24 protein-coding genes are annotated in these 25,813 nt (G+C 71.3%); 17 read left to right on the top strand and 7 right to left on the bottom strand.

What is annotated here, in order from left to right; translation table 11 throughout:
- The first annotated feature begins 124 nt into the window (after positions 1-124).
- From ACFW22_RS28455 to ACFW22_RS28415, 9 genes are all read left to right on the top strand, one after another.
- Positions 125-946: a hypothetical protein gene (locus ACFW22_RS28455; RefSeq protein ID WP_386409795.1), complete on the top strand. Its 822-nt coding sequence runs from the start codon at positions 125-127 to the stop codon at positions 944-946.
- 10 nt (positions 947-956) lie between these two features.
- Positions 957-1,604, top strand: coding sequence for an HAD family hydrolase (locus tag ACFW22_RS28450; protein WP_386409793.1), 648 nt, complete (start codon positions 957-959; stop codon positions 1,602-1,604).
- Between the two features lie 43 nt (positions 1,605-1,647).
- Positions 1,648-2,847, top strand: a complete 1,200-nt coding sequence (locus ACFW22_RS28445; protein ID WP_386409791.1) for an MFS transporter — start codon at positions 1,648-1,650, stop codon at positions 2,845-2,847.
- On the top strand, positions 2,816-3,991 hold the full coding sequence (locus ACFW22_RS28440) for an acetoin utilization protein AcuC (RefSeq protein WP_386409789.1): 1,176 nt from the start codon (positions 2,816-2,818) through the stop codon (positions 3,989-3,991). Before ACFW22_RS28445 ends, ACFW22_RS28440 begins: the two co-directional genes overlap by 32 nt.
- 127 nt (positions 3,992-4,118) lie before the next feature.
- Entirely contained in the window at positions 4,119-4,934 is an 816-nt protein-coding gene (locus tag ACFW22_RS28435) for a phosphatase (RefSeq protein WP_386409787.1), read from the top strand.
- A gap of 127 nt (positions 4,935-5,061) precedes the next feature.
- Positions 5,062-5,271: a helix-turn-helix domain-containing protein gene (locus tag ACFW22_RS28430; protein ID WP_030223786.1), complete on the top strand. Its 210-nt coding sequence runs from the start codon at positions 5,062-5,064 to the stop codon at positions 5,269-5,271.
- A gap of 163 nt (positions 5,272-5,434) precedes the next feature.
- Positions 5,435-5,533, top strand: coding sequence for a 30S ribosomal protein bS22 (locus ACFW22_RS28425; RefSeq protein WP_003948845.1), 99 nt, complete (start codon positions 5,435-5,437; stop codon positions 5,531-5,533).
- A 137-nt stretch (positions 5,534-5,670) separates the two neighbouring features.
- Positions 5,671-6,765, top strand: coding sequence for an NAD-dependent epimerase/dehydratase family protein (locus ACFW22_RS28420; protein WP_386409803.1), 1,095 nt, complete (start codon positions 5,671-5,673; stop codon positions 6,763-6,765).
- Between the two features lie 15 nt (positions 6,766-6,780).
- Complete coding sequence (locus ACFW22_RS28415; protein WP_386409785.1) at positions 6,781-7,812, top strand: lysophospholipid acyltransferase family protein; 1,032 nt, start codon at positions 6,781-6,783, stop codon at positions 7,810-7,812.
- Between the two features lie 87 nt (positions 7,813-7,899).
- Here the strand turns inward: ACFW22_RS28415 and ACFW22_RS28410 are convergent, their stop codons facing one another.
- The 3 genes from ACFW22_RS28410 to ACFW22_RS28400 all read right to left on the bottom strand — a co-directional run bounded on the left by ACFW22_RS28410 (position 7,900) and on the right by ACFW22_RS28400 (position 11,650).
- Complete coding sequence (locus ACFW22_RS28410; protein WP_386409783.1) at positions 7,900-9,141, bottom strand: DUF5667 domain-containing protein; 1,242 nt, start codon at positions 9,139-9,141, stop codon at positions 7,900-7,902.
- 273 nt (positions 9,142-9,414) lie between these two features.
- Positions 9,415-10,200, bottom strand: a complete 786-nt coding sequence (locus ACFW22_RS28405; RefSeq protein ID WP_386409781.1) for an ECF subfamily RNA polymerase sigma factor, BldN family — start codon at positions 10,198-10,200, stop codon at positions 9,415-9,417.
- 502 nt (positions 10,201-10,702) lie between these two features.
- Positions 10,703-11,650: an HAD family hydrolase gene (locus tag ACFW22_RS28400; protein ID WP_386409779.1), complete on the bottom strand. Its 948-nt coding sequence runs from the start codon at positions 11,648-11,650 to the stop codon at positions 10,703-10,705.
- Between the two features lie 105 nt (positions 11,651-11,755).
- Between ACFW22_RS28400 and ACFW22_RS28395 the strand changes: the two genes are divergently transcribed.
- The 7 genes from ACFW22_RS28395 to ACFW22_RS28365 all read left to right on the top strand — a co-directional run bounded on the left by ACFW22_RS28395 (position 11,756) and on the right by ACFW22_RS28365 (position 18,713).
- Positions 11,756-12,052, top strand: a complete 297-nt coding sequence (locus tag ACFW22_RS28395) for a glutaredoxin family protein (RefSeq protein WP_386409777.1) — start codon at positions 11,756-11,758, stop codon at positions 12,050-12,052.
- A gap of 272 nt (positions 12,053-12,324) precedes the next feature.
- Complete coding sequence (locus ACFW22_RS28390; RefSeq protein ID WP_386409775.1) at positions 12,325-13,131, top strand: redox-sensing transcriptional repressor Rex; 807 nt, start codon at positions 12,325-12,327, stop codon at positions 13,129-13,131.
- Positions 13,128-14,486, top strand: coding sequence for a glutamyl-tRNA reductase (locus ACFW22_RS28385; protein ID WP_386409773.1), 1,359 nt, complete (start codon positions 13,128-13,130; stop codon positions 14,484-14,486). The genes ACFW22_RS28390 and ACFW22_RS28385 overlap by 4 nt, the downstream gene beginning before the upstream one ends.
- Positions 14,483-15,469, top strand: a complete 987-nt coding sequence (gene hemC, locus ACFW22_RS28380; RefSeq protein ID WP_386409771.1) for a hydroxymethylbilane synthase — start codon at positions 14,483-14,485, stop codon at positions 15,467-15,469. Before ACFW22_RS28385 ends, hemC begins: the two co-directional genes overlap by 4 nt.
- On the top strand, positions 15,466-17,136 hold the full coding sequence (locus ACFW22_RS28375; protein ID WP_386409769.1) for a uroporphyrinogen-III synthase: 1,671 nt from the start codon (positions 15,466-15,468) through the stop codon (positions 17,134-17,136). The genes hemC and ACFW22_RS28375 overlap by 4 nt, the downstream gene beginning before the upstream one ends.
- A gap of 165 nt (positions 17,137-17,301) precedes the next feature.
- Entirely contained in the window at positions 17,302-18,303 is a 1,002-nt protein-coding gene (hemB, locus tag ACFW22_RS28370) for a porphobilinogen synthase (RefSeq protein ID WP_386409767.1), read from the top strand.
- 140 nt (positions 18,304-18,443) lie between these two features.
- A complete protein-coding gene (locus ACFW22_RS28365; protein ID WP_384876716.1) occupies positions 18,444-18,713 on the top strand; it encodes a DUF1876 domain-containing protein in 270 nt (89 codons plus the stop codon).
- Between the two features lie 54 nt (positions 18,714-18,767).
- Here the strand turns inward: ACFW22_RS28365 and argS are convergent, their stop codons facing one another.
- Complete coding sequence (gene argS / locus ACFW22_RS28360) at positions 18,768-20,528, bottom strand: arginine--tRNA ligase (protein WP_386409765.1); 1,761 nt, start codon at positions 20,526-20,528, stop codon at positions 18,768-18,770.
- A gap of 197 nt (positions 20,529-20,725) precedes the next feature.
- Between argS and lysS the strand changes: the two genes are divergently transcribed.
- Positions 20,726-22,447, top strand: coding sequence for a lysine--tRNA ligase (gene lysS / locus ACFW22_RS28355; protein WP_386409763.1), 1,722 nt, complete (start codon positions 20,726-20,728; stop codon positions 22,445-22,447).
- Positions 22,448-22,593: 146 nt separating this feature from the next.
- On the opposite strand, the gene ACFW22_RS28350 is transcribed toward lysS, so the two are convergent.
- The 3 genes from ACFW22_RS28350 to ACFW22_RS28340 form a co-directional block, all read right to left on the bottom strand.
- Positions 22,594-23,865, bottom strand: a complete 1,272-nt coding sequence (locus tag ACFW22_RS28350) for a DUF2637 domain-containing protein (protein ID WP_386409761.1) — start codon at positions 23,863-23,865, stop codon at positions 22,594-22,596.
- 134 nt (positions 23,866-23,999) lie between these two features.
- On the bottom strand, positions 24,000-24,734 hold the full coding sequence (locus ACFW22_RS28345; RefSeq protein WP_386409759.1) for a DUF3558 family protein: 735 nt from the start codon (positions 24,732-24,734) through the stop codon (positions 24,000-24,002).
- Between the two features lie 127 nt (positions 24,735-24,861).
- On the bottom strand, positions 24,862-25,740 hold the full coding sequence (locus ACFW22_RS28340) for a DUF3558 domain-containing protein (RefSeq protein WP_386409757.1): 879 nt from the start codon (positions 25,738-25,740) through the stop codon (positions 24,862-24,864).
- Positions 25,741-25,813 lie beyond the last annotated feature (73 nt).

Here is a 25,813-nt window from a genome sequence, read left to right as displayed (position 1 = left end):
GAAGCTAAGCCTTTCAGCGCCGATGGTACTGCAGGGGGGACCCTGTGGGAGAGTAGGACACCGCCGAACAAATTTTAGCCTCAGCCCCTGGACCTAGTCCGGGGGCTGAGGCATTTTTGCGTTCATGTGCGTTTCCACCGCGCCGGCAGAATTCACCGGCACCACCCTCTACGCAGGACGGCTCACCCATCCCGAGCACGGGCTGATCCACGTCCTCGGCTACCAGAACACCGCCGTGAGCCACGCGAGCGGCCCGAACGCGATGCTGCTGCACCTTCCTGCGGTCGAGATGACGCCCGACAACTTCCTGTCCGTCGGACGGGAGCACGACCTCCTGGAACGGATGGTGGAAGCCGTCAGACCGACGGCAGCCTCCGCGGACGAGGACGGCCCCGCCTGGATGGGCGAGGCCGATGCGCCCGTCGTGCACGTCTTCCAGCACGACGTCTACACCGTCGTCCTGGCCAGCGAACCGACCCTCGTGCCTGCCGCGCTCGCCCGCGTTCCGTGGCCCCAGCGGCCCGCGCTGTCACCGGAGTTGTTCGCGTTCTACGCGGAGAAGTACCCGGGACACGCCATGGCCGTCTGCTGCTTCGACACCGCTCAGGCCGCACGGGCCAAACCCCTCCTCCTCTGGTACGAGCCGCTGGACCCCGACCGACTGTGCCTGCCGGCGCTCGACTGCCACACCGGTGGGGTGCCCCCGCTCGACGCGGACGTGGCCACGGACCACTGGGTGGTCTACGGCACGGACGAGGCGCCCGAGGGGTGGGGCGTGCCCGTCCCCGACCGGAAGCGGATGCGGCACGAACTCCGCTCCTTCCTGCCGGACCGGATCATGGGGGAGTACTACGGGGAGCCGATGCCCAACGGGGACTTCGTGCTGCGGCACGAGGACCTCTTGGCGGGCGACCTGGCACGAGTACGGCGCGTGGGACCCCCGTAGGGTGAGGCGCATGCGCTATGACGTGGTCATCTTCGACAACGACGGTGTGCTCGTCGACAGCGAGCCGATCTCCAACCGGTTGCTCGCCGCGTACCTCACGGAGCTCGGGCACCCCACCACCTTCGAGGAGTCGGTGCGCGACTTCATGGGCTCCGCGATGCACCGCATCCACGACCTGGTCGAGGAGCGGAGCGGCCAGCGGCTGCCGGTGGACTTCGACGCGGTCTTCCACGCACGGGTCTTCGCCGCGTTCGAACGGGAACTGGAGGCCGTCGACGGGGCGGAGGCGGTGCTCAAGGAGCTGGCCGCGGCCGGCGTCCCGTACTGCGTCGCCTCCTCGGGCAGTCACGAGCGGATCCGGGTGGGGCACCGGAAGACCGGGCTCGACGGCTGCTTCCGGGAGGGGACCGTCTTCAGCGCCGAGGACGTCGGCCGGGGCAAGCCGGCGCCGGACCTGTTCCTCCACGCGGCCGCGCGGATGGGGGTGGCGCCCGAGCGGTGCGTGGTGGTCGAGGACAGCGCGCTCGGGGTCCGGGCCGCGGTGGCCGCGGGGATGGACGCGTACGGCTTCACCGCGATGACGCCGGCGAGCAAGCTCACCGGTGCCAAGGGCTTCTTCAGCAGGATGACCGAGCTCCCCGCGACTCTCGGGTTGTGATCCATCTACCCATCGGTAGTTTCCGGCCCTACGCTGTGCCGCCATGACGGATGCGCGGTTGCGGCGTGGGCGGGGATCCCTGGCGGTCAGTTTCTTCGTGCAGGGGGTCACCTTCGCCCTGCTCGTGACCCGAATACCGGCGATCCAGGACCAGTACGGGATCTCCGACGGACTGCTGCCGGCCTTCCTGGCCGCAGTGCCGGTCCTGGCGGGGATCGCGAGCGTGGTGACGGAGAAGCTCGTCGCCCGGGTGGGGCCGGCGCTGGTGTTGCGGTGGGCCCAGCCCCTCGTGCTGCTGGCACTGCTGTCCGTGGGCGCCGGGTCGGAGCTCTGGCAGGCTGCCGTGGCCCTGGGGCTCTTCGGGTTGGCGGTGGGGGCGCTCGATGCCTCCATGAACATGTTGGGGGTCAGCCTCCAGCGGGCGTACGGGCGGAGCATCATGCTCGGCTTCCACGCCGCGTACAGCCTCGGGGGGATCGCGGGGGCGTCACTGGCCTGGGTGGGGGCGCACTGGCACCTGCCGCTCTTCGTGTCGTACCTGCCGGTGGTGCTGGTGCTGTTGCCCGTCGCGTTCGTCGGGAGCCGGTGGTACGTCGTCGACGGGGGGCGGCCGGCGGAGGCGGAGGACGGCGAGAGGGGGAGCGGAATCGCCTTCAGGCTCCTGCTGCCGCTCTGCCTGGTGATGACCTTCGCCTACATCGGTGACTCCACCGTCTCCAACTGGAGCGCCAAGTACCTCCAGGACGTGCTGGGCAGCTCGGAGGAGATGGCGACCGTGCCCTACAACGCGTACATGGTGACGACGCTGTTCGGGCGGGCCGTCGGGGACTTCGGGGTGCGTCGGCTGGGGGCTGCCGTCGTCGTCCGGGCGGGGGCGGTGCTCGCGGCCCTCGGGTTCGCCCTGGTCGCGGTGGCGCCGGGGGCGTGGTCGGGCATCGCGGGGTTCACCGTCCTGGGGCTCGGCCTGAGCGTGATCGTGCCGCAGACCTTCGCGGCGGCCGGGCGGCTGTTCCCGACGGCGAGCGATGCGGCCGTGGCGCGGCTCAACGTCTTCAACTACGTCGGTTTCCTGGTCGGTTCGCCGTTGGTGGGGGCGCTGGGGGACGCGTGGAGCTATCGGTGGGCCATGGCGGTGCCCATGGTGCTGGTCCTGGTGACGGTGGCGTATGCCACGTCGTTCGGTCCGCGGGCGGCCCGATACGGTGGCGGGCATGAGCGGCCGCGCACTGTTGATGTGGGATGAAGCTGTCACGCAGTACGACTTCGGGTCCGAGCACCCGATGGATCCGGTGCGACTCGCGCTGACGATGTCGTTGGTGCGGGCCTACGGGCTCGACCGGGCGGTGGACGTGGTGGCGGCGAAGCCGGCCGGGGACTCGACCCTGCGGCTCGTGCACCGCGAGGACTACGTGGAGGCGGTGCGGGCCGCCTCGGCGGATCCCCGTCATGCGGACCAGGCGTACGGGCTGGGGACGGTCGACGATCCGGCGTTCGCCGGGATGCACGAGGTGTCGGCGCTGATCGCCGGGCAGTCGGTGGGCGCGGCGGAAGCGCTGTGGCGCGGGGAGGCCGGACACGCGGTGAACTTCGCCGGTGGACTGCACCACGCGATGCCGGGGGCGGCCTCGGGCTTCTGCATCTACAACGACGCCTCGCTGGCCATCGCCCGACTGCTGGAGCTGGGGGCGGAGCGGGTCGCCTACGTGGACGTGGACGTGCACCACGGCGATGGCGTGCAGGCGGCGTTCTGGGAGGACCCGCGGGTCCTGACGGTCTCGCTGCACGAGCATCCGCGGACCTTGTTCCCGCAGACGGGGTGGCCGGAGGAGACGGGGGCGGCGGGGGCCGGAGAGGGCGGCGCCGTGAACGTGGCGCTGCCGGCCGGCACGGGGGACGCGGGGTGGCTGCGGGCCTTCCACGCGGTCGTACCGGAGCTGCTCGCGGACTTCCGGCCGCAGGTCTTGGTGACGCAGCACGGGGCGGACACGCACTTCGAGGACCCGCTGGCGCACCTGGCGGTCTCGCTGGACGCGCAGCGGGCGGTGCAGGAGGCGTGTCACGAGCTCGCGCACGAGCACGCGGAGGGGCGCTGGCTGGCCCTGGGCGGCGGCGGGTACGCGGTGGTGGACGTCGTGCCGCGGTCGTGGACGCACCTGGTGGGGATCGCGGCGCACGCTCCGGTGGATCCCGAGTCGGTGATCCCGGGGTCGTGGCGGGACGAGGTGTACGCGCGGACCCGACAGCTGGGGCCGGCGCGGATGACGGACGGGCGGTGGCCGGTGGACTTCCGGGACTGGGCCGAGGGGTACGACCCGGCGGACCGGCTCGACCAGGCGGTGCTCGCGACGCGGAGGGCGGCCTTCCCGTTGCGGGGCCTGTTGCCCTGAGCGCGCGGTGCGCGGGCCCCGGCCGCGGGGGCGCGGCGCGGGAACGTGCGCGTGGGTGTTACGCCGACGGTGGGGTGTCCGGGGGGTTTGGATCCCCGGGCGGCGGCGTTCCGGCAGCATCGGGTGGGTGTTGAGTACCAGGGCGTTGCGGGCGCATCTGTTGGCGGCGGGGCTGGCGGGGACGGTGGCCACCTCGCGGGAGGAGAACCTGCGGAGCTATCGGCTCTTCGCCGCTCGTGATCCGCGGGTGTTGCTCGGCCTCGATCCCGCCTGGGGGTGGGACGAGGCCGGTTTGTTGCGGTTGATGGCCGACAAGTGCGGGGTGTCGGGGGACCCGGCGCACCGGTCGGGGGCGGACGTCATCGACCCGGAGCGCACGGTGAGGGGGCTCGACGCCTTTGCCGCGCGCTTGGGCGCGGCGGCGGCGCGGCGGGTTCCGGTGCTCCTGGGGACGGGACATCCACACCGTCTGCTCGGTTTCTACGCTGCTCTGGCAGACGCCCTGTCGGCGGCGGGATGTCTTGTCCTCACCCCGGCGCAGGGGAGATGTGTCGACATAACGACCCGGTTCGGCGTACGCACCCACCTCCTCGACTACGTACGGGGGGTCGCACTGGTGCGGGAACCGGGGGTGCCGAGTGGGGGGCGCGTACGGGGGGCGCATTCACATTCGCCACTGCCGGTCAGGGCCGCTCTGGAGACCGCGGCCGCGTGCGGAGGGCTGCTGCCGGAGCTCGTGGTGGGGGACCACGGATGGGTCTGCGGGGCAGGTCAGCTGGGCATTGAGGCCATTGGCCTGGCCGATACGGATGATCCCGCACTGTTCGTGGGCGAGGCGGAGGGACAGGTGGCGGTGGCCGTTCCGCTTGACGACGGCATGTGCTCCGCCTCGTACCTCCCGCTGACGAGCTATGTACTCAATCGAGCGCGTCTGTCACGGTAAACGGCCGATGGCAACTCCTCTTCCCCACTCGTACCACACGCCCCTAGTCTGGAGAGTGAGCGCTCGGCGACGAAGAGTCACCGGAGGGGAAGCCGGTGGGCGTCGCGGCGGAAGGTACAGGTGGGTCATGGCTGCTGGCGATCGACCTCTCAACGAGGTCAAGTTTCTGACCGTGGCGGAAGTCGCCTCGGTGATGCGCGTGTCGAAGATGACCGTGTACCGCTTGGTGCACAGCGGTCATCTGCCGGCGATCCGGGTGGGCAGGTCCTTCCGGGTGCCGGAACAGGCGGTGCACGAGTACCTGCGGGAGTCCTTCGTGGGGGTCGGGACCGCGTAGCGGGCGCGCGGCGACGGAGCCGGGAGGGCCCTTGTTCGGCCCTCGGATTACGACCGGGGTCCTCGGGACGGTAGGCTAGGCCGACGTAGGTCGTGTGGGCCCAGACGCCCCGCACCGATCCCCGCCGAGGCGGGGATGTTCCGAGAAGTGAGCGAGGGTAGTCGTGGGCTCTGTTATCAAGAAGCGGCGCAAGCGGATGGCGAAGAAGAAGCACCGCAAGCTGCTCAAGCGCACGCGCGTTCAGCGTCGCAACAAGAAGTAAGGCGACAGCTGCACCGCAGCATTTCGTGCGTCAAGCGTGGCCCTTCACCGTTCGCGGTGAAGGGCCACGCTTTTATCGCGCCGAAACGTCGAGACGCTACGGTGACACCGACGGAAGACGGACGGAAGGCGCTGATCTTGGGCAAGGTCGTGCTCGTCACGGGAGCGGCCCGACAGCTGGGAGGCCGTTTCGTGCGGCGGATCCAGCGGGACCCGGAAGTGGAGCGGGTGATCGCGGTGGACGCGGTCGAACCGACGCACCAGCTCGGCGCCGCGGAGTTCGTACGGGCGGACATCCGCCGGCCCGAGATCGCCAAGGTCCTCGCCGAGCACGACGTCGACACGGTGGTCCACCTGGACGTCACCGGCACGGCGCTCGGTGGCGGCGGCCGGACGTCGGTCAAGGAGACCAACGTCATCGGCACCATGCAGCTCCTCGGTGCCTGCCAGAAGTCGCCGCGGATACGGCGGCTGGTGATCAAGTCCAGTACGAACGTCTACGGTTCCGCACCCAGGGACCCGGCCGTCTTCACCGAGACCACGCCCGCGAAGGCCCTGCCGAGCGGAGGCTTCGCCAAGGACGCCGTCGAGGTCGAGGGGTACGTCCGGGGCTTCGCCCGCCGGCGGCCGGACGTGGCGGTGTGCGTGCTGCGGTTCGCGAACATCCTCGGCCCCCGGGTCGACTCCCCGCTCGCCGAGTACCTCTCGCTTCCGGTGCTGCCGACCGTCCTGGGCTACGACCCGCGGCTGCAGTTCGTCCACGAGGACGACGTGGTCGAGGTGCTGCGCCTGGCGGCGCACGAGCCCCGTAGGGCGACCCTGAACAGCGGCACCTTCAACGTGGCCGGAGACGGCGTGCTGTTGCTCTCCCAGTGCGCACGGCGGCTGGGGCGCCCGACGGTGCCGGTGCTGCTGCCCGCGGTCACCTGGGTGGGAACGGCGCTGCGCACGGTCGGCATCACCGACTTCGCTCCCGAACAGATCCGGCTGCTCACCCACGGCCGGGTCGTCTCGACCGTGCAGATGCGGGAGGTCCTGGGGTTCTCGCCGCGCTACTCCACGGCGGAGGCGCTCGCGGACTTCGCGCGGCACCGGGGGCCGGGACTGCTGCCGCCCGAGCGGCTCGCCGGGGTGGTGGACCGGCTCGCCGGGAGCACCGCCCCGACCGGGGACGCCTCCGCTGCGTCCCCTCCTTCTTCGACAGCACTTTCCACAGTCCACGACGGCGCCTGAGGAGACCCGACTGCGATGGCGGACGCCAAGGTCATTCCGTTCGATGACGACCGTTCGCGGTCCCGCCGCCGGGCCGCCCGGGCCGACGGCGAGTCGGCGGCCGTACGTGCCCTGCCCGGGTCCGTACGGACGCCCGAGGACGCCTCCGAGGAGCCCGGGGCCGCCCACCGGGCGCCGGCGGAGCCCGAGGCGCCACCGGCCGCGGGGAACGGCTGGGAGCGACGGCTCGCGGGCGGCCTCGCGTTCCTGCGGCGGCGGATCACCGGTGAGTACGAGGTCGACGAGTTCGGCTACGACGAAGAGCTCACCGATCAGGTCCTGATGTCGCTGCTGCGTCCGCTGTACGAGAAGTACTTCCGGGTGGAGGTGAAGGGCATCGAGAACGTCCCCGCCGACGGCGGGGCGTTGATCGTCGCCAACCACTCCGGGACCCTGCCCCTGGACGGGCTGATGATGCAGGTCGCCGTCCACGACCGGCATCCGGCCGGGCGGCACCTGCGGTTGCTCGCGGCGGACCTGGTCTTCGTCCTGCCGGTCGTCAACGAGTTGGCCCGCAAGGCGGGGCACACGCTGGCCTGTGCGGAGGACGCGGAGCAGCTGCTGCGCGCCGGCGAGATCGTCGGGGTGATGCCGGAGGGCTTCAAGGGGATCGGGAAGCCCTTCGGCGAGCGGTACAAGCTCCAGCGCTTCGGGCGCGGCGGTTTCGTGTCGACGGCGCTGCGGGCCGGGGTGCCGATCGTGCCCTGCTCGATCGTCGGGGCGGAGGAGATATACCCGATGCTCGGGAACGCCAGGACCCTGGCGCGGGTGCTGGGCCTTCCGTACTTCCCGATCACCCCGACCTTCCCCTGGCTGGGGCCGCTCGGCGCGCTGCCGTTGCCGACGAAGTGGACGATCCAGTTCGGTGAGCCCATTCCGACGGATTCCTACGCGCCGGAGGCGGTGGAGGACCCGATGCTGATGTTCAACCTGACGGACCAGGTGCGGGAGGAGATCCAGCACACCTTGTACAAGCTCCTGGTGCAGCGGCGGTCGGTGTTCTTCTGACCGCCGCCGCGCCGGGCACGTGAGCGCTGCCGTCCCGGGCATGGAAAGAGGGGCGCCCCCCGTCCGTGGGGGCGCCCCTCCTCCTTGCTAGCGAGCGTCCTCGCTGTCGATGCCGAGACCTGGCAGCAGGCCCGGCAGGAGTGGCGGAATGGTCACGTCAGGTGCGTCCGAGCCCGACTGGCCGTCCGTCGATGTCGTCGATGTGCCGGTCGGGGACGGGGCGAGCAACCCTCCGGTGCTGCCGAGCAGGCCGTCGTCCTCGGGGGAGTCGGTGCCGGCGTCCGCGTTCGGTGCGGCTCCCGTGCTCGAACCGGACGGATTCGGCGCGGGGGAGGCACCCGTGGAGGGCGCGTCCTGGGAGGACTGCGGACGCTGGGCATCGGCGCCCCCGGTGTCCTGCGGAGGACTGGTCCTGCCGCGGGGGCCTTCGGAGCCGACCGCTCCCTTCTCGGGGATCCGGGGGAGGACCGACTGGAGCGGCTCGACGTCTTCGTCTATGGCGTCGAAGACGTCCGTCACCTGGCTGCCGACGTCCGAGAGTTGGACGGGGAGCCGGTCGCGCAGGCCGTTCCAGGTGTTCCGGTGGGACTGGGCGAAGGAGTTCAGCCGGGCCATCGGACCGATCTCGCCGTCCTGGTCGTAGGCCTGTCGGAGCAGTCGGTGCCCCTCGCTGGCGTCGTGCTTCACTCCGCTCAGGACGCGGCGGATCTCGGTGAGGGACTCGTGGTCGAGGTCCCCGGCACGACCGCGCTCCATGAGCCTGCGGGCCTCGCTGAGGCGGGTGGAGGCCTGGTCGAGGTAGATGCCGCCGCGGTCCGCGTCGTCGTCCGCCATGCCCAGCTTGATGTCCTCCATGCCCCGCTTGAGCCCGTAGAGCGAGTCACCGGGCAGGGCGTCGGAACTGGCAGCGGCGACCCCGCCGAAGGCGCCCGCCGCCACACCGACCGTGAGGCCGCCGGCGGCGAGGCCCTTGGTCCAGCGGGAGCGGGGGCGGAGCTTCCGGAGGGGGGACGCCCGGTGGGTCCCCTTGGTGGCGGACGTCCGCTGCTCCGGCACCATAGGGCCCGCTGTCGCGCCGCCCTCCATGAGCATCGCTTCCATGGCGGCGACCAGCTGCGCTCGCTGCACCACCTTGACCTCGGGGTCGAGCTGTGGCTTCGGCAAGCCGCCGAGGCCGTTCGCCAAGGCCAACAGTCGATCCGGTTCGGCCGGTTCGGCCGTCGCCGGCGGGGTCTCGGACCATTCGGCCGCCGCGCCCTCGGACGCCCGGTCCTCCAGGGCTTGGGCGAAGGCGTTCGCCCGCCGGTGCGCCGATACGTTCGCGATCACTGGCGGCACCTCCTCTCGTCATGACGGTCGACTCCCCGGGGTGTCCGGAAGGTTGCACGCCTTGAGCACATCCACACGAAAGAGTGAGTGGCTGTGGACATGGCGTGACCACAGGGAGCCTGCATCCCGCACAACGAGCGGCGCGGCACTTGGGTTACGCGCGAAAGATGATCGGACCAGTGCGTCATCGAGTCGTCACCGACTGTGAGTTGGGTGGAGGTTGTGGGATGTGGGGGGTGGGGCGGGAGAACGCGTGTGGGGGGCGCGGAGCGGTCAGCGGGCGTCGTCCGGGAGGAGGCGGGCCAGGGTGCGGACGGCCCGGTACTGGAGGGTCTTGATGGCGCCCTCGTTCTTGCCCATGACCCGGGCGGTCTCGGCGACCGAGAGTCCCTGGAGGAAGCGCAGGGTCACGCACTCCTGCTGCTGGGGGTTGAGGCGGCGGACCGCGTCGAGGAGGGCGGCGTTGGAGAGGGACTCCAGGACCGAGTCCTCGGGGCTGCGCTCGACCTCGTTGGCGTCGAGCATCTCGCCGGTCGTCACTTCGAGGCGGAAGCGGCTCGACTTGAAGTGGTCGGCGACCAGGTTCCGGGCGATGGTGACGAGCCAGGCGCCGAAGTCCCGGCCCTGCCAGGTGAAGGTGGAGATCCGGCGGAGGGCGCGCAGGAACGTCTCACTGGTGAGGTCCTCCGCGGTCGCCTTCCCGCCGACGCGGTAGTAGATGTAGCGGTAGACCGTGTCGCTGTACTGGTCGTACAGGCGGCCGAAGGCCTCGGCCTCGCCGGCCTGGGCGCGCTCGACGAGGTCCATCATGCGGGCGCTGTCGCTGTCCGCGGCGGGGCGGCGGGCGGTGGTCGAGGTTCCGGAGCGGGTGCCCCGTCTGCTCACGGCGGCACCGCCGTCGGCCAGGACATAGCAAGGGCCGACGGGTGCCGGGGTGGCGAAGGCGAAGGCGGGGACGGGGCCGGCGTACGCGGTGGGGACGAAGCCGCGCAAGTGGTCGAGGACCGTTGCGCGCAGCGTAGCCAGGCCCGAGGTGTCAACCCCGACGTGTGGGTACACGGGACTCCCAGAGGCAGAGCTTCCATCACGTTCAGTACAGGACCATTCACCCGTCGTGGCGACGTGAGGGGTCCTTTGTGCGTCTGAGGAGAATAACGCTTCGTACAGGCAGCACTACACCCAGTTGCTCAAATCACCGGTTAGGTCGCATCGGTCGCTGCTTGTAGTCGTTTTAAGTCGCGCTTGGTGATCGGCTATTGATCGTTTCGCTTTCGACTGTGACTGTGCGGGGGATGTGTTGTGCTCAAGTGGGGAGTCGGGGAGTGACCGGAGCCGCTGTGGGGTAAGAAGGCCGGAATGCCTGCGAGTCGACGTGTGCGGAGCTGTTCGACCACGGACGGGTGAGTGGTCGCGGTCCGGGGTTGTCGCAGGCGGTCGCAGCCGAAACGTATCGGCAGGACGGCCGCACTCGGTCGGGCGTCCGGGTCCCGCGCTTCCGGGACGTCGCGCCCGGTCTCCGCGCCTCCGGGACGTCGCGCCCGGTCCCCGCGCCTCCGGGACGTCAGTGCCGGCGGCGGTGCAGGGCGACGGCGGCGGCGGTGCCGCCGGCCAGCGCGCCGAGCCCCGCGGCGGCGGGGATGCCGACCTTGGCCGCCTTGCGGCCGGTCCGGTAGTCGCGCAGCCGCCAGTCCCGGTCCCTCGCGTGCTTGCGCAGCTTGGTGTCCGGGTTGATCGCGTACGGGTGCCCCACCAGCGACAGCATCGGGATGTCGTTGTGCGAGTCGCTGTAGGCGGCGCAACGACCCAGGTCGAGGCCCTCGGCGGTGGCGAGGGCCCGGACGGCTTCGGCCTTGGCCGGCCCGTGCAGGGGTTCGCCCACCAGCTTGCCCGTGTAGACGCCGTCGACGGACTCGGCGACGGTGCCGAGCGCGCCGGTCAGGCCGAGCCGGCGGGCGATGATGGTGGCCGTCTCCACCGGGGCGGCCGTGACCAGCCAGACCTTCTGGCCCGCGTCCAGGTGCGCCTGGGCGAGGCCGCGGGTGCCGGGCCAGATGCGGTCGGCCATGTACTCGTCGTAGATCTCCTCGCCGATCGACATCAGTTCGGAGACGCGGTGGCCCTTGACGATGGACAGGGCGCTGTCGCGGGCGTCCTGCATGTGGTCCGGGTCCTCGACGCCGGCGAGCCGGAACCAGGCCTGCTGCCAGGCGAAGCGGGCGAGCTCGCGGCGCTGGAAGAACTTCCGCTTGTACAGGCCGCGACCGAAGTGGAAGATCGCGGCGCCCTGCATCACGGTGTTGTCGAGGTCGAAGAACGCGGCCGCACGCACATCGCCGACGACCGGGAACTCGGGCTCGGAGAGCTCGGTTTCGGTGGCGGCGGACTCCTCGCGCTCCTGCTCCAGTTGGAGAGAGGACTTGCGTGCTGCCTCGGCAGCGGCCTCGCCTGCCAGGACGCTGCGCGCGGTTGCGGAGCGCCTACGGGGGGTGAGCCATCCCAGAGCGGCCATGCCGTTGAGCATAGCCAGTCTGTTCGGTACTTCCCGACTTGTGGGGATGCCGTGGTGTGAACAGTCGGCGCCGAGCGTGTCGCCGGGGTTACCGGGCCGCGCAGAATGGACGACATGTTCGGACGCGCGAAGAAGAAGGACGGCGGGGCGGGGCGGGAGCCCGGGGCCCGTCTGGTGACGCTGATCGGCAAGCCGGGGTGCCACCTCTGCGACGACGCCCGGGGGGTGATCGCCGCCGTGTGTGCGGAGACCGGGGCGTCTTGGGAGGAGAAGGACATCACCCGTGACGAGGAACTCCACCGGGCGTACTGGGAGCAGATTCCCGTGGTCCTCGTCGACGGGGAGCAGCACACCTTCTGGCGCGTGGACGCCGGGCGGCTCCGGCGGGCGCTGGATGCGTGACCGAAAGGCGGCTGTCGGCGCGGGTGTTTTCTTGTATTTCGGGGGTGGGGAGGTGAGGGGAGTGCGTGGCTTTGCCCCCTTCGAAATTCCAACGCATTGACGTGCTCCGCGGTTCCGTGACGACGCGAACCGGCCGCGTGACCCCGGTCACTTTGGCCGGACAAAACGGACACCATCTTTGTGCACGCGTTCACAAAGACATAGCCTGCATTCGACGGGGCGGTCTTGGGACGCATGGCCGCCTACAGCCCCGCTCATCCCGCAGGAGCACCGTGGCAACTGGCCGAACTCACCGACCGGCGACCCGTAGCCGAGGAATTCCCGAGGCCACCGTCGCCCGCCTTCCGCTGTATTTGCGCGCCCTCACCGCGCTTTCGGAGCGTTCCGTACCCACGGTCTCCTCCGAGGAGCTCGCTGCCGCCGCGGGGGTCAACTCCGCCAAGCTGCGCAAGGACTTCAGCTACCTCGGCTCGTACGGCACCCGCGGTGTCGGCTACGACGTCGAGTACCTCGTCTACCAGATCTCCCGCGAGTTGGGACTCACCCAGGACTGGCCCGTCGTCATCGTCGGCATCGGCAACCTCGGTGCGGCCCTCGCCGGCTACGGCGGGTTCGCCTCCCGAGGCTTCCGCGTCGCCGCGCTGATCGACGCCGATCCCGCCATGACCGGCAAGCCGGTCGCCGGGATCCCCGTCCAGCACAGCGATGACCTGGAGAAGATCATCAGTGAGGACGGCGTCTCCATCGGGGTCATCGCGACCCCGGCCGGCGTCGCCCAGCAGGTCTGCGACCGTCTGGTGGCGGCCGGCGTCACCTCCATCCTGAACTTCGCCCCGACCGTGCTCTCCGTGCCCGACGGCGTCGACGTGCGCAAGGTCGACCTCTCCATCGAACTGCAGATCCTCGCCTTCCACGAGCAGCGCAAGGCCGGCGAGGAACCGAGCGTCGAGGACCTCCCCGCCGCGGGTGCCGGGGCGGAGCAGGCCGCGGCCCCGGTCCCGCCGGCGCCCCGCACCACCAGTGGCGACGGCAGCCGCAAGGGACCGGACGGAGACGTGCCCGCGGTGATGCCGGCATGAGCCTCCTCGTCGTCGGACTGAGCCACCGCAGCGCCCCGGTCTCCATCCTGGAGCGGGCCTCGCTGTCGGCGGACACCCAGGCCAAACTGCTCCAGGACACCCTCGCCGCCGAACCGGCGACCGAGGGAACCGTCCTGGCCACCTGCAACCGCATCGAGCTCTACGCCGACGTGGACAAGTTCCACGCCGGTGTCGCCGAGCTGTCCACGCTCCTCGCGCAGCACAGCGGCATCGGTCTGGACGAGCTCACCCCCTACCTCTACGTGCACTACGAGGACCGGGCCGTCCACCACCTCTTCTCGGTGGCCTGCGGGCTGGACTCCATGGTCGTGGGCGAGGGCCAGATCCTCGGCCAGATCAAGGACGCCCTCGCCCTCGGCCAGGACCTCCACACCGCCGGCCGTCTCCTCAACGACCTGTTCCAGCAGGCGCTGCGGGTCGGCAAGCGCGCGCACAGCGAGACCGGGATCGACCGGGCGGGACAGTCGCTCGTCACCTTCGGCCTGGAGCAGCTCGCGCAGGGCGCCGACGTCGAGACCTGGGCCACGGGCAAGAAGGCGCTCGTCATCGGGGCCGGCTCCATGTCCTCCCTGGCCGCCGCCACGCTCGCGCGCTCCGGGGTCTCCGAGGTCGTCATCGCCAACCGCACGCTGGCCCGCGCCGAGCGGCTCGCACAGATCCTCACCGAGCCCGGCGCCGGAACGGGAGTGGCCGCACGCGCGGCCGATATGGTTGCCGTCGGCGACGAACTGACACGTGCCGACGTCGTCATCTCCTGCACCGGCGCCACCGGGCTCGTCCTCACCGGCGAGGCCGTCGGGACCGCCGTGCAGGACCGCACGGCCCCGCTCTTCCTGCTCGACCTCGCCATGCCCCGCGACATCGACGCCGCCGCCCACCGCATCCCCGGTGTCCGGCTCGTCGACATCGAATCGCTCGCCGAGGCCTCCGCCGACGCGCCCATGGCGGCCGACGTCGACCAGGTGCGGGGGCTCGTCTCGGACGAGGTCGCCGCCTTCGGCGCCGCCCAGCGGGCCGCCCACATCACCCCGACCGTGGTCGCCCTGCGCACCATGGCGGCCGACGTGGTCGCCAGCGAGGTCGCCCGCCTCGAAGGCCGCCTCCCCGGCCTCGACGACAAGCAGCGCGCCGAGATCACCCAGACCGTGCGCCGCGTCGTCGACAAGCTCCTGCACGCGCCGACCGTGCGGGTCAAGCAGCTGGCCAGCGAGCCCGGCGGTGCCGGGTACGCGGACGCGCTGCGGACACTCTTCGACCTCGACCCGGAGACGGTGGCTTCCGTCAGCCGGGCCGACCTGAATGACGCCGACGTCAAGAACCGAGGGCGAGTATGACCGAGAGGGCACTGAGGCTCGGGACCAGGCGCAGCAAGCTCGCCATGGCCCAGTCCGGGCACGTGGCCGACGCGGTCCGGCAGCTGACCGGCCGGCCCGTCGAGCTCGTGGAGATCACGACGTACGGGGACACCTCCCGGGAGCACCTCGCGCAGATCGGCGGCACCGGCGTCTTCGTCGCCGCCCTCCGCGACGCGCTGCTCGCCGGCGAGGTCGACTTCGCCGTGCACTCCCTGAAGGACCTGCCGACCGCCCAGCACCCCGACCTGGTGCTGGCCGCGATCCCGACGCGCGAAGACCCGCGCGACGTGCTGATCGCGCGCGAGGGGCTGACGCTCGACCGGCTGCCCGCGGGCGCCCGCGTCGGCACCGGTTCCCCGCGGCGCATGGCCCAGCTCCACGCGCATGCGCGCAGCCACGGTCTGGAGCTCACCTGCGTCCCGATCCGCGGCAACGTCGACACCCGCGTCGGCTACGTCCGCAAGGGGGAGCTGGACGCGGTCGTGTTGGCCGCGGCCGGGCTCAACCGCATCGGCGGAACCGATGAGCTCCTCGACGGACTGACGGCCGAGCCGCTGCCCGTCGACACCGTGCTGCCCGCTCCCGGCCAGGGGGCCCTGGCCGTCGAATGCCTGGCGTCGAACACCGAACTCGTCGCCGCGCTCGCGCCGCTCGACGACCCGCGCACGCGGGCCGCCGTGACCGCCGAGCGATCCCTGCTCGCCGCCCTGGAGGCCGGCTGCTCCGCACCCGTGGGTGCGCTGGCCGACCTGCTGGCCGACGGCCCCGGTCACGGGCAGGTTGTCACCGAAATGCGCCTGCGCGGCGTCGTCGGCACCACCGACGGCTCGACGCTGGTGCAGCTGTCCACCACCGGACCCGTACCCACCTCGCACGACGAGGCCCTGGCGCTCGGACGCGAACTCGCGGACGAGATGCTCGCCAAGGGTGCGGCCGGTCTTATGGGGGAGCGAGCACTTTGAGCCCCACCAGCCCGACCACCAGCCCCCTGTCCCAGGCCTTCGCCGGCCACGGGCACGTCACGTTCCTCGGCGCAGGCCCGGGCGACCCCGGACTGCTGACCCTCAGGGCCGTCGAGGCCCTTGCGGGGGCGGACGTCCTGATCGCCGAGCCGGAGGTCCTCGAGGTCGTTCGCGGCCATGCGCGCGTGGGGGTGAGCACGCCGGAGCTGACGGTCGTTGACGAGGCGTCAACAGCCGCCGGCGTCCCCGTGTTGAGGGATGCGACCAATCTTGTCATGGAGGCCGCGAGGGGCGGCAAGCGGGTCGTCCGTGCGGTGACCGGCGACCCCGGACTCGACGGGAACGCCGGAGCCGAGATGCTCGCCTGCGCCGCCGAGGGCATCCCCTTCGAGGTCGTGCCCGGCGTCGCCACGGCCGTCGGCGTGCCCGCCTACGCCGGGGTGCCGCTGCGCGATGCACAGGGCACGGACGTCCGCTTCGTCGACGCCCGTACCGCCGACGAACGGTGCTGGGCCGAGGTCGGTGCCTCCGACGGCACCGTCGTCGTCTCAACCTCGCTGGACGCGGTGGCCGCTGCCGCCGGTGAGCTGGTGGCGGCCGGCCGTAAGCCGGACACCCCGCTCACCGTCACCATCGCGGGTACGACCACCCGCCAGCGCACCTGGAGCGCGACGCTGGGCACCATCGCCCAGGTCTTCAAGCAGGGCAAGGTCCTGCCCTCGCCCGAGGGGCACCGGCCGGTCATAGCCGTGGTCGGCGAGCGCAGCGCCCCGGCGCAGCGGGACCAGCTGTCGTGGTTCGAGTCGAAGCCCCTCTTCGGGTGGCGGGTCCTCGTGCCGCGCACCAAGGAACAGGCCGCGTCGCTCTCCGACCAGCTGCGTTCCTACGGCGCGGTGCCGCACGAGGTGCCGACGATCGCCGTCGAGCCGCCGCGCACCCCGCAGCAGATGGAGCGGGCGGTCAAGGGGCTCGTCACCGGCCGCTACGAGTGGATCGCCTTCACCTCGGTGAACGCGGTGAAGGCCGTGCGCGAGAAGTTCGAGGAGTACGGGCTCGACGCCCGCGCCTTCGCCGGCATCAAGGTCGCCGCCGTGGGCGAGCAGACCGCCGCCGCGCTGGTCGACTTCGGTGTGAAGCCGGACCTCGTGCCCAGCGGGGAGCAGTCCGCGGCGGGGCTCCTGGAGGACTGGCCGCCGTACGACCCGGTCTTCGACCCGATCGACCGCGTCTTCCTGCCGCGCGCCGACATCGCGACCGAGACCCTGGTCGCGGGGCTCATCGAGCTCGGGTGGGAGGTCGACGACGTCACCGCCTACCGGACCGTGCGGGCCTCGCCGCCGCCGGCGGACACCCGGGAGGCGATCAAGGGCGGCGGCTTCGACGCCGTGCTGTTCACGTCGTCGTCGACCGTGCGGAACCTGGTCGGCATCGCCGGCAAGCCGCACAACGTGACGGTGATCGCCTGCATCGGCCCCGCCACGGCCAAGACGGCCGAGGAGCACGGGCTGCGGGTGGACGTGCTCTCCCCGGAGCCGTCCGTCCACAAGCTCGCCGAGGCGCTGGCGGACTTCGGCACGCGGCGGCGGGAGGCGGCGCTGGAGGCCGGCGACCCGGTGACCCGGCCGAGCGAGCGGCGACCGGGTGCGCGGCGCCGCCGCACGACGTAGGGACGCCCTTCGGCGGGGTGCGGGTCCGGTTCGCGGGCCCGCACCCCGCCGCGTGGGGCCGGGACGTCCGGCCCTGAGGGGAGCGGGCGTCGCGCGGGTCCGGCGGGGCGCATGCCCACAGGACGTCGGTAAGGGCAGTCCGTCCGCGGGCGTAGCCTCGGACCCATGAACTCGTACGGATCCTTTCCCGGGGCGCGTCCGCGGCGCTTGCGGACCTCGCCCGCCATGCGCCGGATGGTTGCCGAGACGCGGCTGCACCCGGCCGACCTGATCCTGCCCGCGTTCGTGCGGGAGGGGATCACCGAGCCGGTGCCGATCGCCGCCATGCCGGGGGTCGTGCAGCACACCCGGGACACCCTGCGGAAGGCCGCCGTGGAGGCGCTGGAGGCCGGGGTCTCCGGGATCATGCTCTTCGGGGTGCCCGAGGACGCGAAGAAGGACGCGGCGGGGACGGCCGGCACCGACCCCGACGGCATCCTGCAGGTCGCCATCCGGGACGTGCGGGCGGAGGTCGGCGACGAGCTGATCGTCATGTCGGACCTGTGCCTCGACGAGTACACCGACCACGGCCACTGCGGCGTCCTGACCGAGGACGGCCGCGTCGACAACGACGCCACGCTGGAGCGGTACGCCGAGATGGCCCAGGTCCAGGCCGACGCCGGGGTCCACGTCGTCGGCCCCTCCGGGATGATGGACGGGCAGGTCGGGGTCGTCCGGGACGCCCTGGACACCATCGGCAAGGAGGACGTCTCGATCCTCGCGTACACCGCGAAGTACTCCTCCGCCTTCTACGGACCCTTCCGCGAGGCCGTCGGTTCGTCCCTCATGGGCGACCGCAAGACCTACCAGCAGGACCCGGCCAACCTCCGCGAGTCGATGCGCGAGCTGGCGCTCGACCTGGAGGAGGGCGCCGACATGGTGATGGTGAAGCCCGCGGGCCCGTACCTGGACGTGCTCGCCAAGGTCGCCGAGGCCGTGGACGTCCCCGTCGCCGCCTACCAGATCAGCGGTGAGTACGCGATGGTCGAGGCCGCCGCGGAGAAGGGGTGGATCGACCGGGACAAGGCGATCCTGGAGACCCTCACCGGCATCCGTCGGGCCGGCGCGCAGATGATCCTGACCTACTGGGCCACCGAAGTCGCGCAGAACCTGTCCGCCGGACGCTGAGCGGCCGCGCCGGGCGGACCCGGGCCCCGGCGGCGCCCGGTTCCGGCCGGCGCCCCGGGCGGGGCGAGTGGTGGGGCGGCACGGGGCGGCGCACCCTGGAGGGGTAGCCGACAGGTACCTCGGTGGAGGTGGTCCTCATGATGCACACGCTCGTCGGATGGCACGTGGAGATGGAGTTCCAGGAGGAGGGCGACCGGACGCGGGCCGCGGCCATGGTCCGGCTCTCCGACGGCACCGAGTTCCGGGCCCACGGCACCGCGAACCGACACCCCTCCGATCCCGAGCAGTTGAGGGTGGGCGAGGAGATCGCCGGTGCGCGGGCGCTGATGGACCTCGCTTCGCAGCTGCTCCAGAAGGCCCACACGGAGATCGACGAGGTGTCGGGCCGCACCTCGCACGCCATCCGCTGATGACGAAGCCCCCGGCACGGAACACCGTGTCGGGGGCTTCGTTCCGTCGGGCGGTCAGAGGCGCTCGGGCGTCCTGATGCCCAGCAGGGCCATGCCCTGGTGGAGCGTGCGGGCGGTCAGCTCGCACAGGAAGAGACGGTTCTCGACCTGCTCGGGGGTGTCCGCCTTCAGGACGGGGCACTCCGAGTAGAACGTCGTGTAGTGCGAGGCCAGCTGGTACAGGTACGCGGCCAGCTTGTGCGGGGCGTAGTCCGCGGCCGTCTCGGCGATCAGCTCGCCGAAGCCGTCCAGGTGCAGGCCGAGCGCCCGCTCGGAGGGCGCGAGGGCCAGTTCCCGGTGCGCGGCCGGCTCGGCGTCGCCCGCCTTGCGGAGGATCGACTGGATCCGGGCGTACGCGTACTGCAGGTACACCGAGGTGTCGCCGTTCAGCGAGACCATCTGGTCCAGGTCGAACTTGTAGTCGCGGGCCGCCGAGGTCGACAGGTCCGCGTACTTCACCGCGCCGATGCCGACCTGGGCACCGCGCTCGGTGATCTCTTCCTCCGTCAGGTCCTGGGCCTTCTCGCGGACCACGGACGAGGCGCGGTCGATCGCCTCGTCCAGCAGGTCCACCAGCCGGACCGTCTCGCCCTCACGGGTCTTGAACGGCTTCCCGTCCTTGCCGAGGACCGTGCCGAAGGCCAGCTGGACGGCCTTCACGTCGCCGTTCAGCCAGCCGGCCCGGCGGGCCGTCTCGAAGACCATCTTGAAGTGCAGCGACTGGCGGGCGTCCACCACGTACAGCAGGGACGTCGCCTTCAGGTTCTGCACCCGGTCGCGGATCGCGGACAGGTCCGTCGCCGCGTAGCCGAAGCCGCCGTCGGACTTCTGGACGATCAGCGGCGTCGGATTGCCGTCCGGGCCCTTCACGTCGTCGAAGAACACGCACAGCGCGCCCTCGGAGCGGACGGCGACGCCCGACTCCTCCAGCAGCCGGCAGGTCTCCGTCAGCATGTCGTTGTAGCCCGACTCGCCGACGACGTCGCCGTCCTGGATGTCCATGTCCAGCTTGTCGAAGACCGAGTAGAAGTAGATCTTCGACTCGTCGACGAACCGCTGCCAGAGCGCGAGCGTCTCCTCGTCACCGGCCTGCAGGTCCACCACCCGCGCACGGGCCCGGGTCTTGAACCCCTCGTCGGAGTCGAAGAGGGCGCGCGAGGCCTTGTAGAGCCGGTTCAGGTTCGACATGGCCTCTTCGCCGGAGACCTCGGCCTCCGAGGAGTGGTCCAGCTCGTGCGGGTGCTCGATCAGGTACTGGATGAGCATGCCGAACTGGGTGCCCCAGTCGCCGATGTGGTGGCGCCGGACCACCGTCTCGCCGGTGAACTCCAGGATCTCGACCATGGCGGCGCCGATCACGGCCGACCGGAGGTGCCCGACGTGCATCTCCTTGGCCACGTTCGGCTGGGCGTAGTCGATCACGGTCGTGCCCGCCGACTCGTTGAACGGCACGCCGAGGCGGGCGTCGGCGGCGCGGGCCGCGAGGGTGTCGATGATCGCGGCGTCGGTGACCGTGATGTTCAGGAAGCCGGGGCCGGAGACCTCGATCTCCTTCAGGACGTCGTTGGCCGGGATCGCCCCGACGACCTTGGTGGCCAGCTCGCGCGGGTTGCCCTTGAGTTGCTTGGCCAGCGCCAGGATGCCGTTCGCCTGGAAGTCGGCCCGGTCGCTTCGTCGCAGCAGCGGGTCGGCGGACGCGGCGTCCGGCAGCGCTGCCGAGAGGCCGTCCGCGAGGCGCTGCTGCACGGTCGAGGCGAGGGAGGGGACCGAGGCCATGAGCTTCCGTTCCGTTGGAGAGGTGTCCGGTGGTCTATTTCGCTTGTCAAGTGTCCCATGGGAGAGCAACGTGTTTTCTCCGCCCGCGGACGGCCGCGGGCGGTGGACAACCTCGGAGCGCGTCGTTCCGTCTGGGACAATGGCAGCCGTAGAGCTGTAAGGCTTCGAGGCATTCGAGGAAGAAGGACGTACCGACCGTGGCTCAGAGCAGCACCGAGACCGACTGGGTCTCCCGTTTCGCGGACGAGGTCATCGCCGAGTCGGAGCGACGTGCGCCTGGCAAACCGGTCGTCGTCGCGTCCGGTCTCTCGCCGTCCGGCCCGATCCACCTCGGCAACCTGCGCGAGGTCATGACCCCGCACCTGGTCGCCGATGAGATCCGTCGTCGTGGGCACGAGGTCCGGCACCTCATCTCCTGGGACGACTACGACCGCTACCGCAAGGTGCCGAACGGCATCGAGGGCATCGACGCGTCCTGGGCCGAGCACATCGGCAAGCCGCTGACCTCGGTCCCGGCCCCGGCCGGTTCGCCGCACCCCAACTGGGCCGAGCACTTCAAGGCCGCCATGGTCGAGTCGCTCGCCGAGCTGGGCGTCGAGTACGACCCGATCAGCCAGACCGAGCAGTACACCAGGGGCGCCTACCGCGAGCAGATCCTGCACGCGATGAGGCACCGCGGTGACATCGACGCCGTCCTCGACCAGTACCGGACGAAGAAGGCTCCGAAGAAGCAGTCCCAGAAGCCGGTCGACGAGGCCGAGCTGGAGGCCGCCGAGGGTTCGGGTGCGGCCGGCGAGGACGACGGCTCCGGCGGCGGTGCCGGCTACTTCCCGTACAAGCCCTACTGCGGGCAGTGCGAGAAGGACCTCACCACCGTCACCGGGTACGACGACGAGACCACCGAGCTCGGTTACACCTGCTCGGCCTGCGGCTTCGCCGAGACCGTCAAGCTCAGCGAGTTCAACCGCGGCAAGCTGGTGTGGAAGGTCGACTGGCCCATGCGCTGGGCCTACGAGGGCGTCATCTTCGAGCCCTCGGGCGTCGACCACTCCTCGCCCGGTTCGTCCTTCCAGGTCGGCGGGCAGATCGTCCGCATCTTCGACGGCGTCCAGCCCATCGGCCCCATGTACGCCTTCGTCGGCATCAGCGGCATGGCCAAGATGTCCTCCTCGAAGGGCGGCGTGCCCACCGCGGCCGACGCGCTGAAGATCATGGAGCCGCAGCTCCTGCGCTGGCTCTACGCCCGCCGCAGGCCCAACCAGTCCTTCAAGATCGCCTTCGACCAGGAGATCCAGCGGCTCTACGACGAGTGGGACAAGCTGGAGTCCAAGGTGGCCGACGGCAGCGTCCTCCCGGCCGATGCCGCCGCGCACGCCCGGGCCGCCCGCACCGCGGCCGGTGAGCTCCCGCGCACCCCGCGTCCGCTCCCGTACCGCACGCTCGCCTCCGTCGTCGACATCACCGCCGGCCACGACGAGCAGACCCTGCGGATCCTGACCGACCTCGATCCCGAGAACCCGGTCACCTCCCTCGACGAGGTCCGGCCGCGCCTGGACCGGGCCGAGAACTGGATCACCAACCAGGTCCCGGCCGAACAGCGCACCATCGTCCGCGAGGAGCCCGACACCGAGCTCCTCGGCACCCTGGACGAGGAGGGCCGCGAGTCCCTGCGGCTGCTGCTGGAGGGACTCGACGCGCACTGGTCGCTGGACGGGCTCACCACCCTCGTCTACGGCGTCCCGAAGGTCATGGCCGGTCTCGACCCCGAGGCCAAGCCGACGCCCGAACTGAAGCTCGCCCAGCGGGCCTTCTTCGCCCTGCTCTACAAGCTCCTGGTCAGCCGTGAGACCGGCCCGCGCCTGCCCACGCTGCTGCTCGCGGTCGGGGCGGACCGGGTGCGCAAGCTGCTCGGGGCCTGAGGCCGAGAAGAGGGCCGCCCCCGGATCTTCCGGGGGCGGCCCTCTTCGCCGTCCTTCCCCACCGTCCGGAGCCGTCGGACGCCGTGTTCCGGGCGTCGGGCTCGGCGCTCCGGGGTCGGGTTCCGAGCCTCGGGTTCCGGCCGGGATCAGGCGGTGTCGTGCTCGGCCATGGCTTCCTGGACGCGCTTCTGGACCTCCGGGATCAGCCCGTACAACAGGTCCGTGTCCGCGGCGGGGAACTCCTGCAGGCCGTAGTGCGCGGCCACCAGTTGCGCCAGCTCGGCGTTGCTCGGGAACTGGTCGTTGTCCTGCACGTACGACCACATGAGCTTGAAGACGTCCTCCTCGAACTCGTGCACGGGAGCCTGCGGCTCCTCGACGTACTCGGGATACGGGACGAACTCCTCCGGGCCCGACGGCGGAACGTCCTCCGGTCCCTGTGGCACCGGGACCGGCATGGGCTCCAGGCCCTCCACGATCTGCGGGTTGTACGTGCCCTCGTACGACTCGGGAGAGACGGTCTGGGCCGCGAACCACTGGCTCTCGTGGGTCACCGGGCCCGCGGTCGGCATGCCGGGCGGAGCCTCGGCACCCACCGGGGCCGGAGCCTGGGCACCCACCGGGGCCGGGACTCCGTCCCCGGCCGGGGACGGAGCCTGGGCCAGTGCCAGTTCTGCCGGCTGCTGGAGCTGCGGCGGTTGGGCGTGGGGCTGTGCCGGCAGCACCGCCGGCTCGATGCCGGCCGCCGCGAGGCCCGCCGGGGCCGTCTCCGCCAGCGGCACCCCGTACCGGGCGAGCCGCAGCGGCATCAGCGCCTCCACCGGGGCCTTGCGCCGCCAGCCCCGCCCGTAGCGCGCCTGCAGCCGGGCCTGGTAGATCAAACGTTCCTGCTCCAGCTTGATGACCTGCTCGTACGAACGCAGCTCCCACAGCTTCATCCGGCGCCACAGCCGGAACGTCGGCACCGGGGAGAGCAGCCAGCGGGTGATCCGGACGCCCTCCATGTGCTTGTCGGCCGTGATGTCCGCGATCCGGCCCACCGCGTGCCGCGCCGCCTCCACGGCCACCACGAACAGCACCGGGATCACCGCGTGCATGCCGACGCCCAGCGGGTCCGGCCAGGCAGCCGCACCGTTGAAGGCGATGGTGGCCGCCGTCAGCACCCAGGCGGTCTGGCGCAACAGCGGGAACGGGATCCGCAACCAGGTCAGCAGCAGGTCCAGGGCGAGCAGCACGCAGATGCCCGCGTCGATGCCGATCGGGAAGAAGTACGAGAAGGTGCCGAAGCCCTTCTGCAGGGCGAGTTCGCGCACGGCGGCGTACGAACCCGCGAAGCCGATCCCCGCGATGATCAGCGCACCGGCGATGACGAGGCCGATGAGTATTCGGTGTGTGCGTGTCAGCTGCATCGCGGCCACCCGCGATCCCCTCCCGTCATTCGACTACCGGCGCGCACAGAGTGGCACACATGTGCGGAGCCCGGCCCTCGGGGGAAGGCCGGGCTCCGCATGTGTGTAGCCATATGTGCCGTCGTGCGGCTAATTGTCCGTGGTCACTTGTTGGCCGTGACGACCGCGGCGACGGCCTCCTTGGCCGCCTTGACCGCACCGTCCGTGATGGACTTCTCCGACGGGGTGTCAGCGCCCGCGTAACCGGCGCCGTTGTACGAGAGCAGCACCAGCACATTGCCCGTCCGCGCCACGATCGACGCGTAGACGAAGTCCTCGTCGGTCTTGTGCAGCTGGTACACGACCGTCTGCGCCTCGTCGCCGATGCCCGTGGTCGTCGTCGTGCGCAGCTTCTTCGCGCCCGGGGTCCCCTGGACCTTCGCGATCTCCTTCGCCAGGTTCTGCTGCGCCCGCTCCTGGCCGCTGCCGAGCGTGACGTCGGAGTCGTAGCGGTAGAAGGACACGTCCAGCCAGCGGTACTGCGAGCCGTCCACGCCCTTGTCCTCCAGGCCGTTCCACGAACAGCCGCCGCGGCTGTTGAGGTCGCTGGAGGCGGCCGGCGTGCCGTTCTTCGTCCTGGCCTTGGGCACCAGCGACGCCGTCGTCTTCGCCGAGATCGCCTTGCAGACGTCCGGCAGCTTCGCGAACTTCGCCGGCTCGACCGTCTTCGTCGACTGGGACGGGGAGGGGGTGGCGGACGCCGACGCCGATGCGGAGGCCTTGTCCTGCCCCTCCTTCCCGTCGGAGTCCGAGGAGCAGCCGGCGGCGACGAGCATCACCGGGACGGCGGCGCAGGCGAGTATGCGGGTGAGGCGCGTTCGCGGAGCTGATCGCTGCATGGTTCCTTCAGTCGCTTGTCGTACGGTCCGGTCGGCGGTCCCGGTCGGCGGTCGGGGACACGGAGCGGCCACGGCCACGGCGACACGTTACGTGGTCGCCGTGTGCTCGCGGAGCGGAGTCGACCGGCTACTCCTCCAGTCGTTCGGCGAGCTTCCGGGCCAGGTTCCGGGCCCTTTCCTGCAGCTCCTGGCTGTCGGGGGCCCCGGCGGAACCCGTGGTCTGCTCCTGGTAGGAGACCGTCACGAGCACGTTCGATGTGCGGAACACCACGTGGACGAGCCGTTGCTGCCGGCTCGTGCCGACCGTGCTGAGGACGTCGTCGACGTACGCGACGTCCCCGAGGCCTTCGAGGACACGGGGTTCGAGGCCGGTCGCCGTCGTCGTGGCGGTCGGGTCGGCGGAGGGGACGTCGGCGCTCGGTGCCGTGCTCGACGGGGTGACCCCCGTCGCCGGCTGGCCCGAGGGGGAGGAGGAGCCGGTGGGGGTGGCTCCGGTGGCGGAGGCGTCCGTGGTGGCGGGCGGGGCCGTGGGGGGCAGCGGGATGCCCGCCGCGAGTTGTTTGCGGAGGTACACCTCCTGCGCACGGTCGTCATCGCTGACGGTCGCGTCGTACGACACCACCCGCTCGATGTCGAGGGAGAGGCGGTGCGAGAGCTCCAGGGTGTCGGCCTTCCAGGCGCAGCCGACGCGTCGGTCCGTGTCGTAGGTGACGGCGGCCACGCCCTGGTAGGCCTTGTCGCGCTCGGCCTCGGGCAGTTCGGCCGCGCCCGGGAGCAGCTCCTTGAGGGTGGCCTGCGGTACGGCGCCGCAGGGCTCGAAGAGGGTGCGGTAGCGGCCGGGAGGCGCGGTGGCGACGGCCGGGCCGGCCTTGGAGTCGACGGTGAGGTCGCCGGCGGGGGCGCCGGAGGAGCAGGCCGTGAGGCCGGCCGTCAGGCCGAGGGCGAGCAGGGCCGCGGACCGGGCCGTGGACCCGGCGAGGCGGGGCACGTACCTCTTCAGCTGCACGTTCCCGGGCTCCCTTCGCCGATGCTCTTCCGAAAACTGTTTGCCGCGCGAACCCGGCTGATGGACACAATGT

The organism is Streptomyces sp. NPDC058872 (genome assembly GCF_042743065.1).
Taxonomy (GTDB): domain Bacteria; phylum Actinomycetota; class Actinomycetes; order Streptomycetales; family Streptomycetaceae; genus Streptomyces.
This window is presented reverse-complemented; position numbering and strand designations above follow the sequence as displayed.

Excerpts from the sequence above, each read along its gene's own strand:
- ACFW22_RS28455 (WP_386409795.1), top strand. The coding sequence starts at position 125 with ATGTGCGTTTCCACCGCGCCGGCAGAATTCACCGGCACCACCCTCTAC.
- ACFW22_RS28450 (WP_386409793.1), top strand. The coding sequence starts at position 957 with ATGCGCTATGACGTGGTCATCTTCGACAACGACGGTGTGCTCGTCGAC.
- ACFW22_RS28445 (WP_386409791.1), top strand. The coding sequence starts at position 1,648 with ATGACGGATGCGCGGTTGCGGCGTGGGCGGGGATCCCTGGCGGTCAGT.
- ACFW22_RS28440 (WP_386409789.1), top strand. The coding sequence starts at position 2,816 with ATGAGCGGCCGCGCACTGTTGATGTGGGATGAAGCTGTCACGCAGTAC.
- ACFW22_RS28430 (WP_030223786.1), top strand. The coding sequence starts at position 5,062 with ATGGCTGCTGGCGATCGACCTCTCAACGAGGTCAAGTTTCTGACCGTG.
- ACFW22_RS28415 (WP_386409785.1), top strand. The coding sequence starts at position 6,781 with ATGGCGGACGCCAAGGTCATTCCGTTCGATGACGACCGTTCGCGGTCC.
- ACFW22_RS28400 (WP_386409779.1), bottom strand. The coding sequence starts at position 11,650 with ATGGCCGCTCTGGGATGGCTCACCCCCCGTAGGCGCTCCGCAACCGCG.
- ACFW22_RS28395 (WP_386409777.1), top strand. The coding sequence starts at position 11,756 with ATGGACGACATGTTCGGACGCGCGAAGAAGAAGGACGGCGGGGCGGGG.
- ACFW22_RS28385 (WP_386409773.1), top strand. The coding sequence starts at position 13,128 with ATGAGCCTCCTCGTCGTCGGACTGAGCCACCGCAGCGCCCCGGTCTCC.
- hemC (WP_386409771.1), top strand. The coding sequence starts at position 14,483 with ATGACCGAGAGGGCACTGAGGCTCGGGACCAGGCGCAGCAAGCTCGCC.
- hemB (WP_386409767.1), top strand. The coding sequence starts at position 17,302 with ATGAACTCGTACGGATCCTTTCCCGGGGCGCGTCCGCGGCGCTTGCGG.
- ACFW22_RS28365 (WP_384876716.1), top strand. The coding sequence starts at position 18,444 with ATGCACACGCTCGTCGGATGGCACGTGGAGATGGAGTTCCAGGAGGAG.
- argS (WP_386409765.1), bottom strand. The coding sequence starts at position 20,528 with ATGGCCTCGGTCCCCTCCCTCGCCTCGACCGTGCAGCAGCGCCTCGCG.
- ACFW22_RS28345 (WP_386409759.1), bottom strand. The coding sequence starts at position 24,734 with ATGCAGCGATCAGCTCCGCGAACGCGCCTCACCCGCATACTCGCCTGC.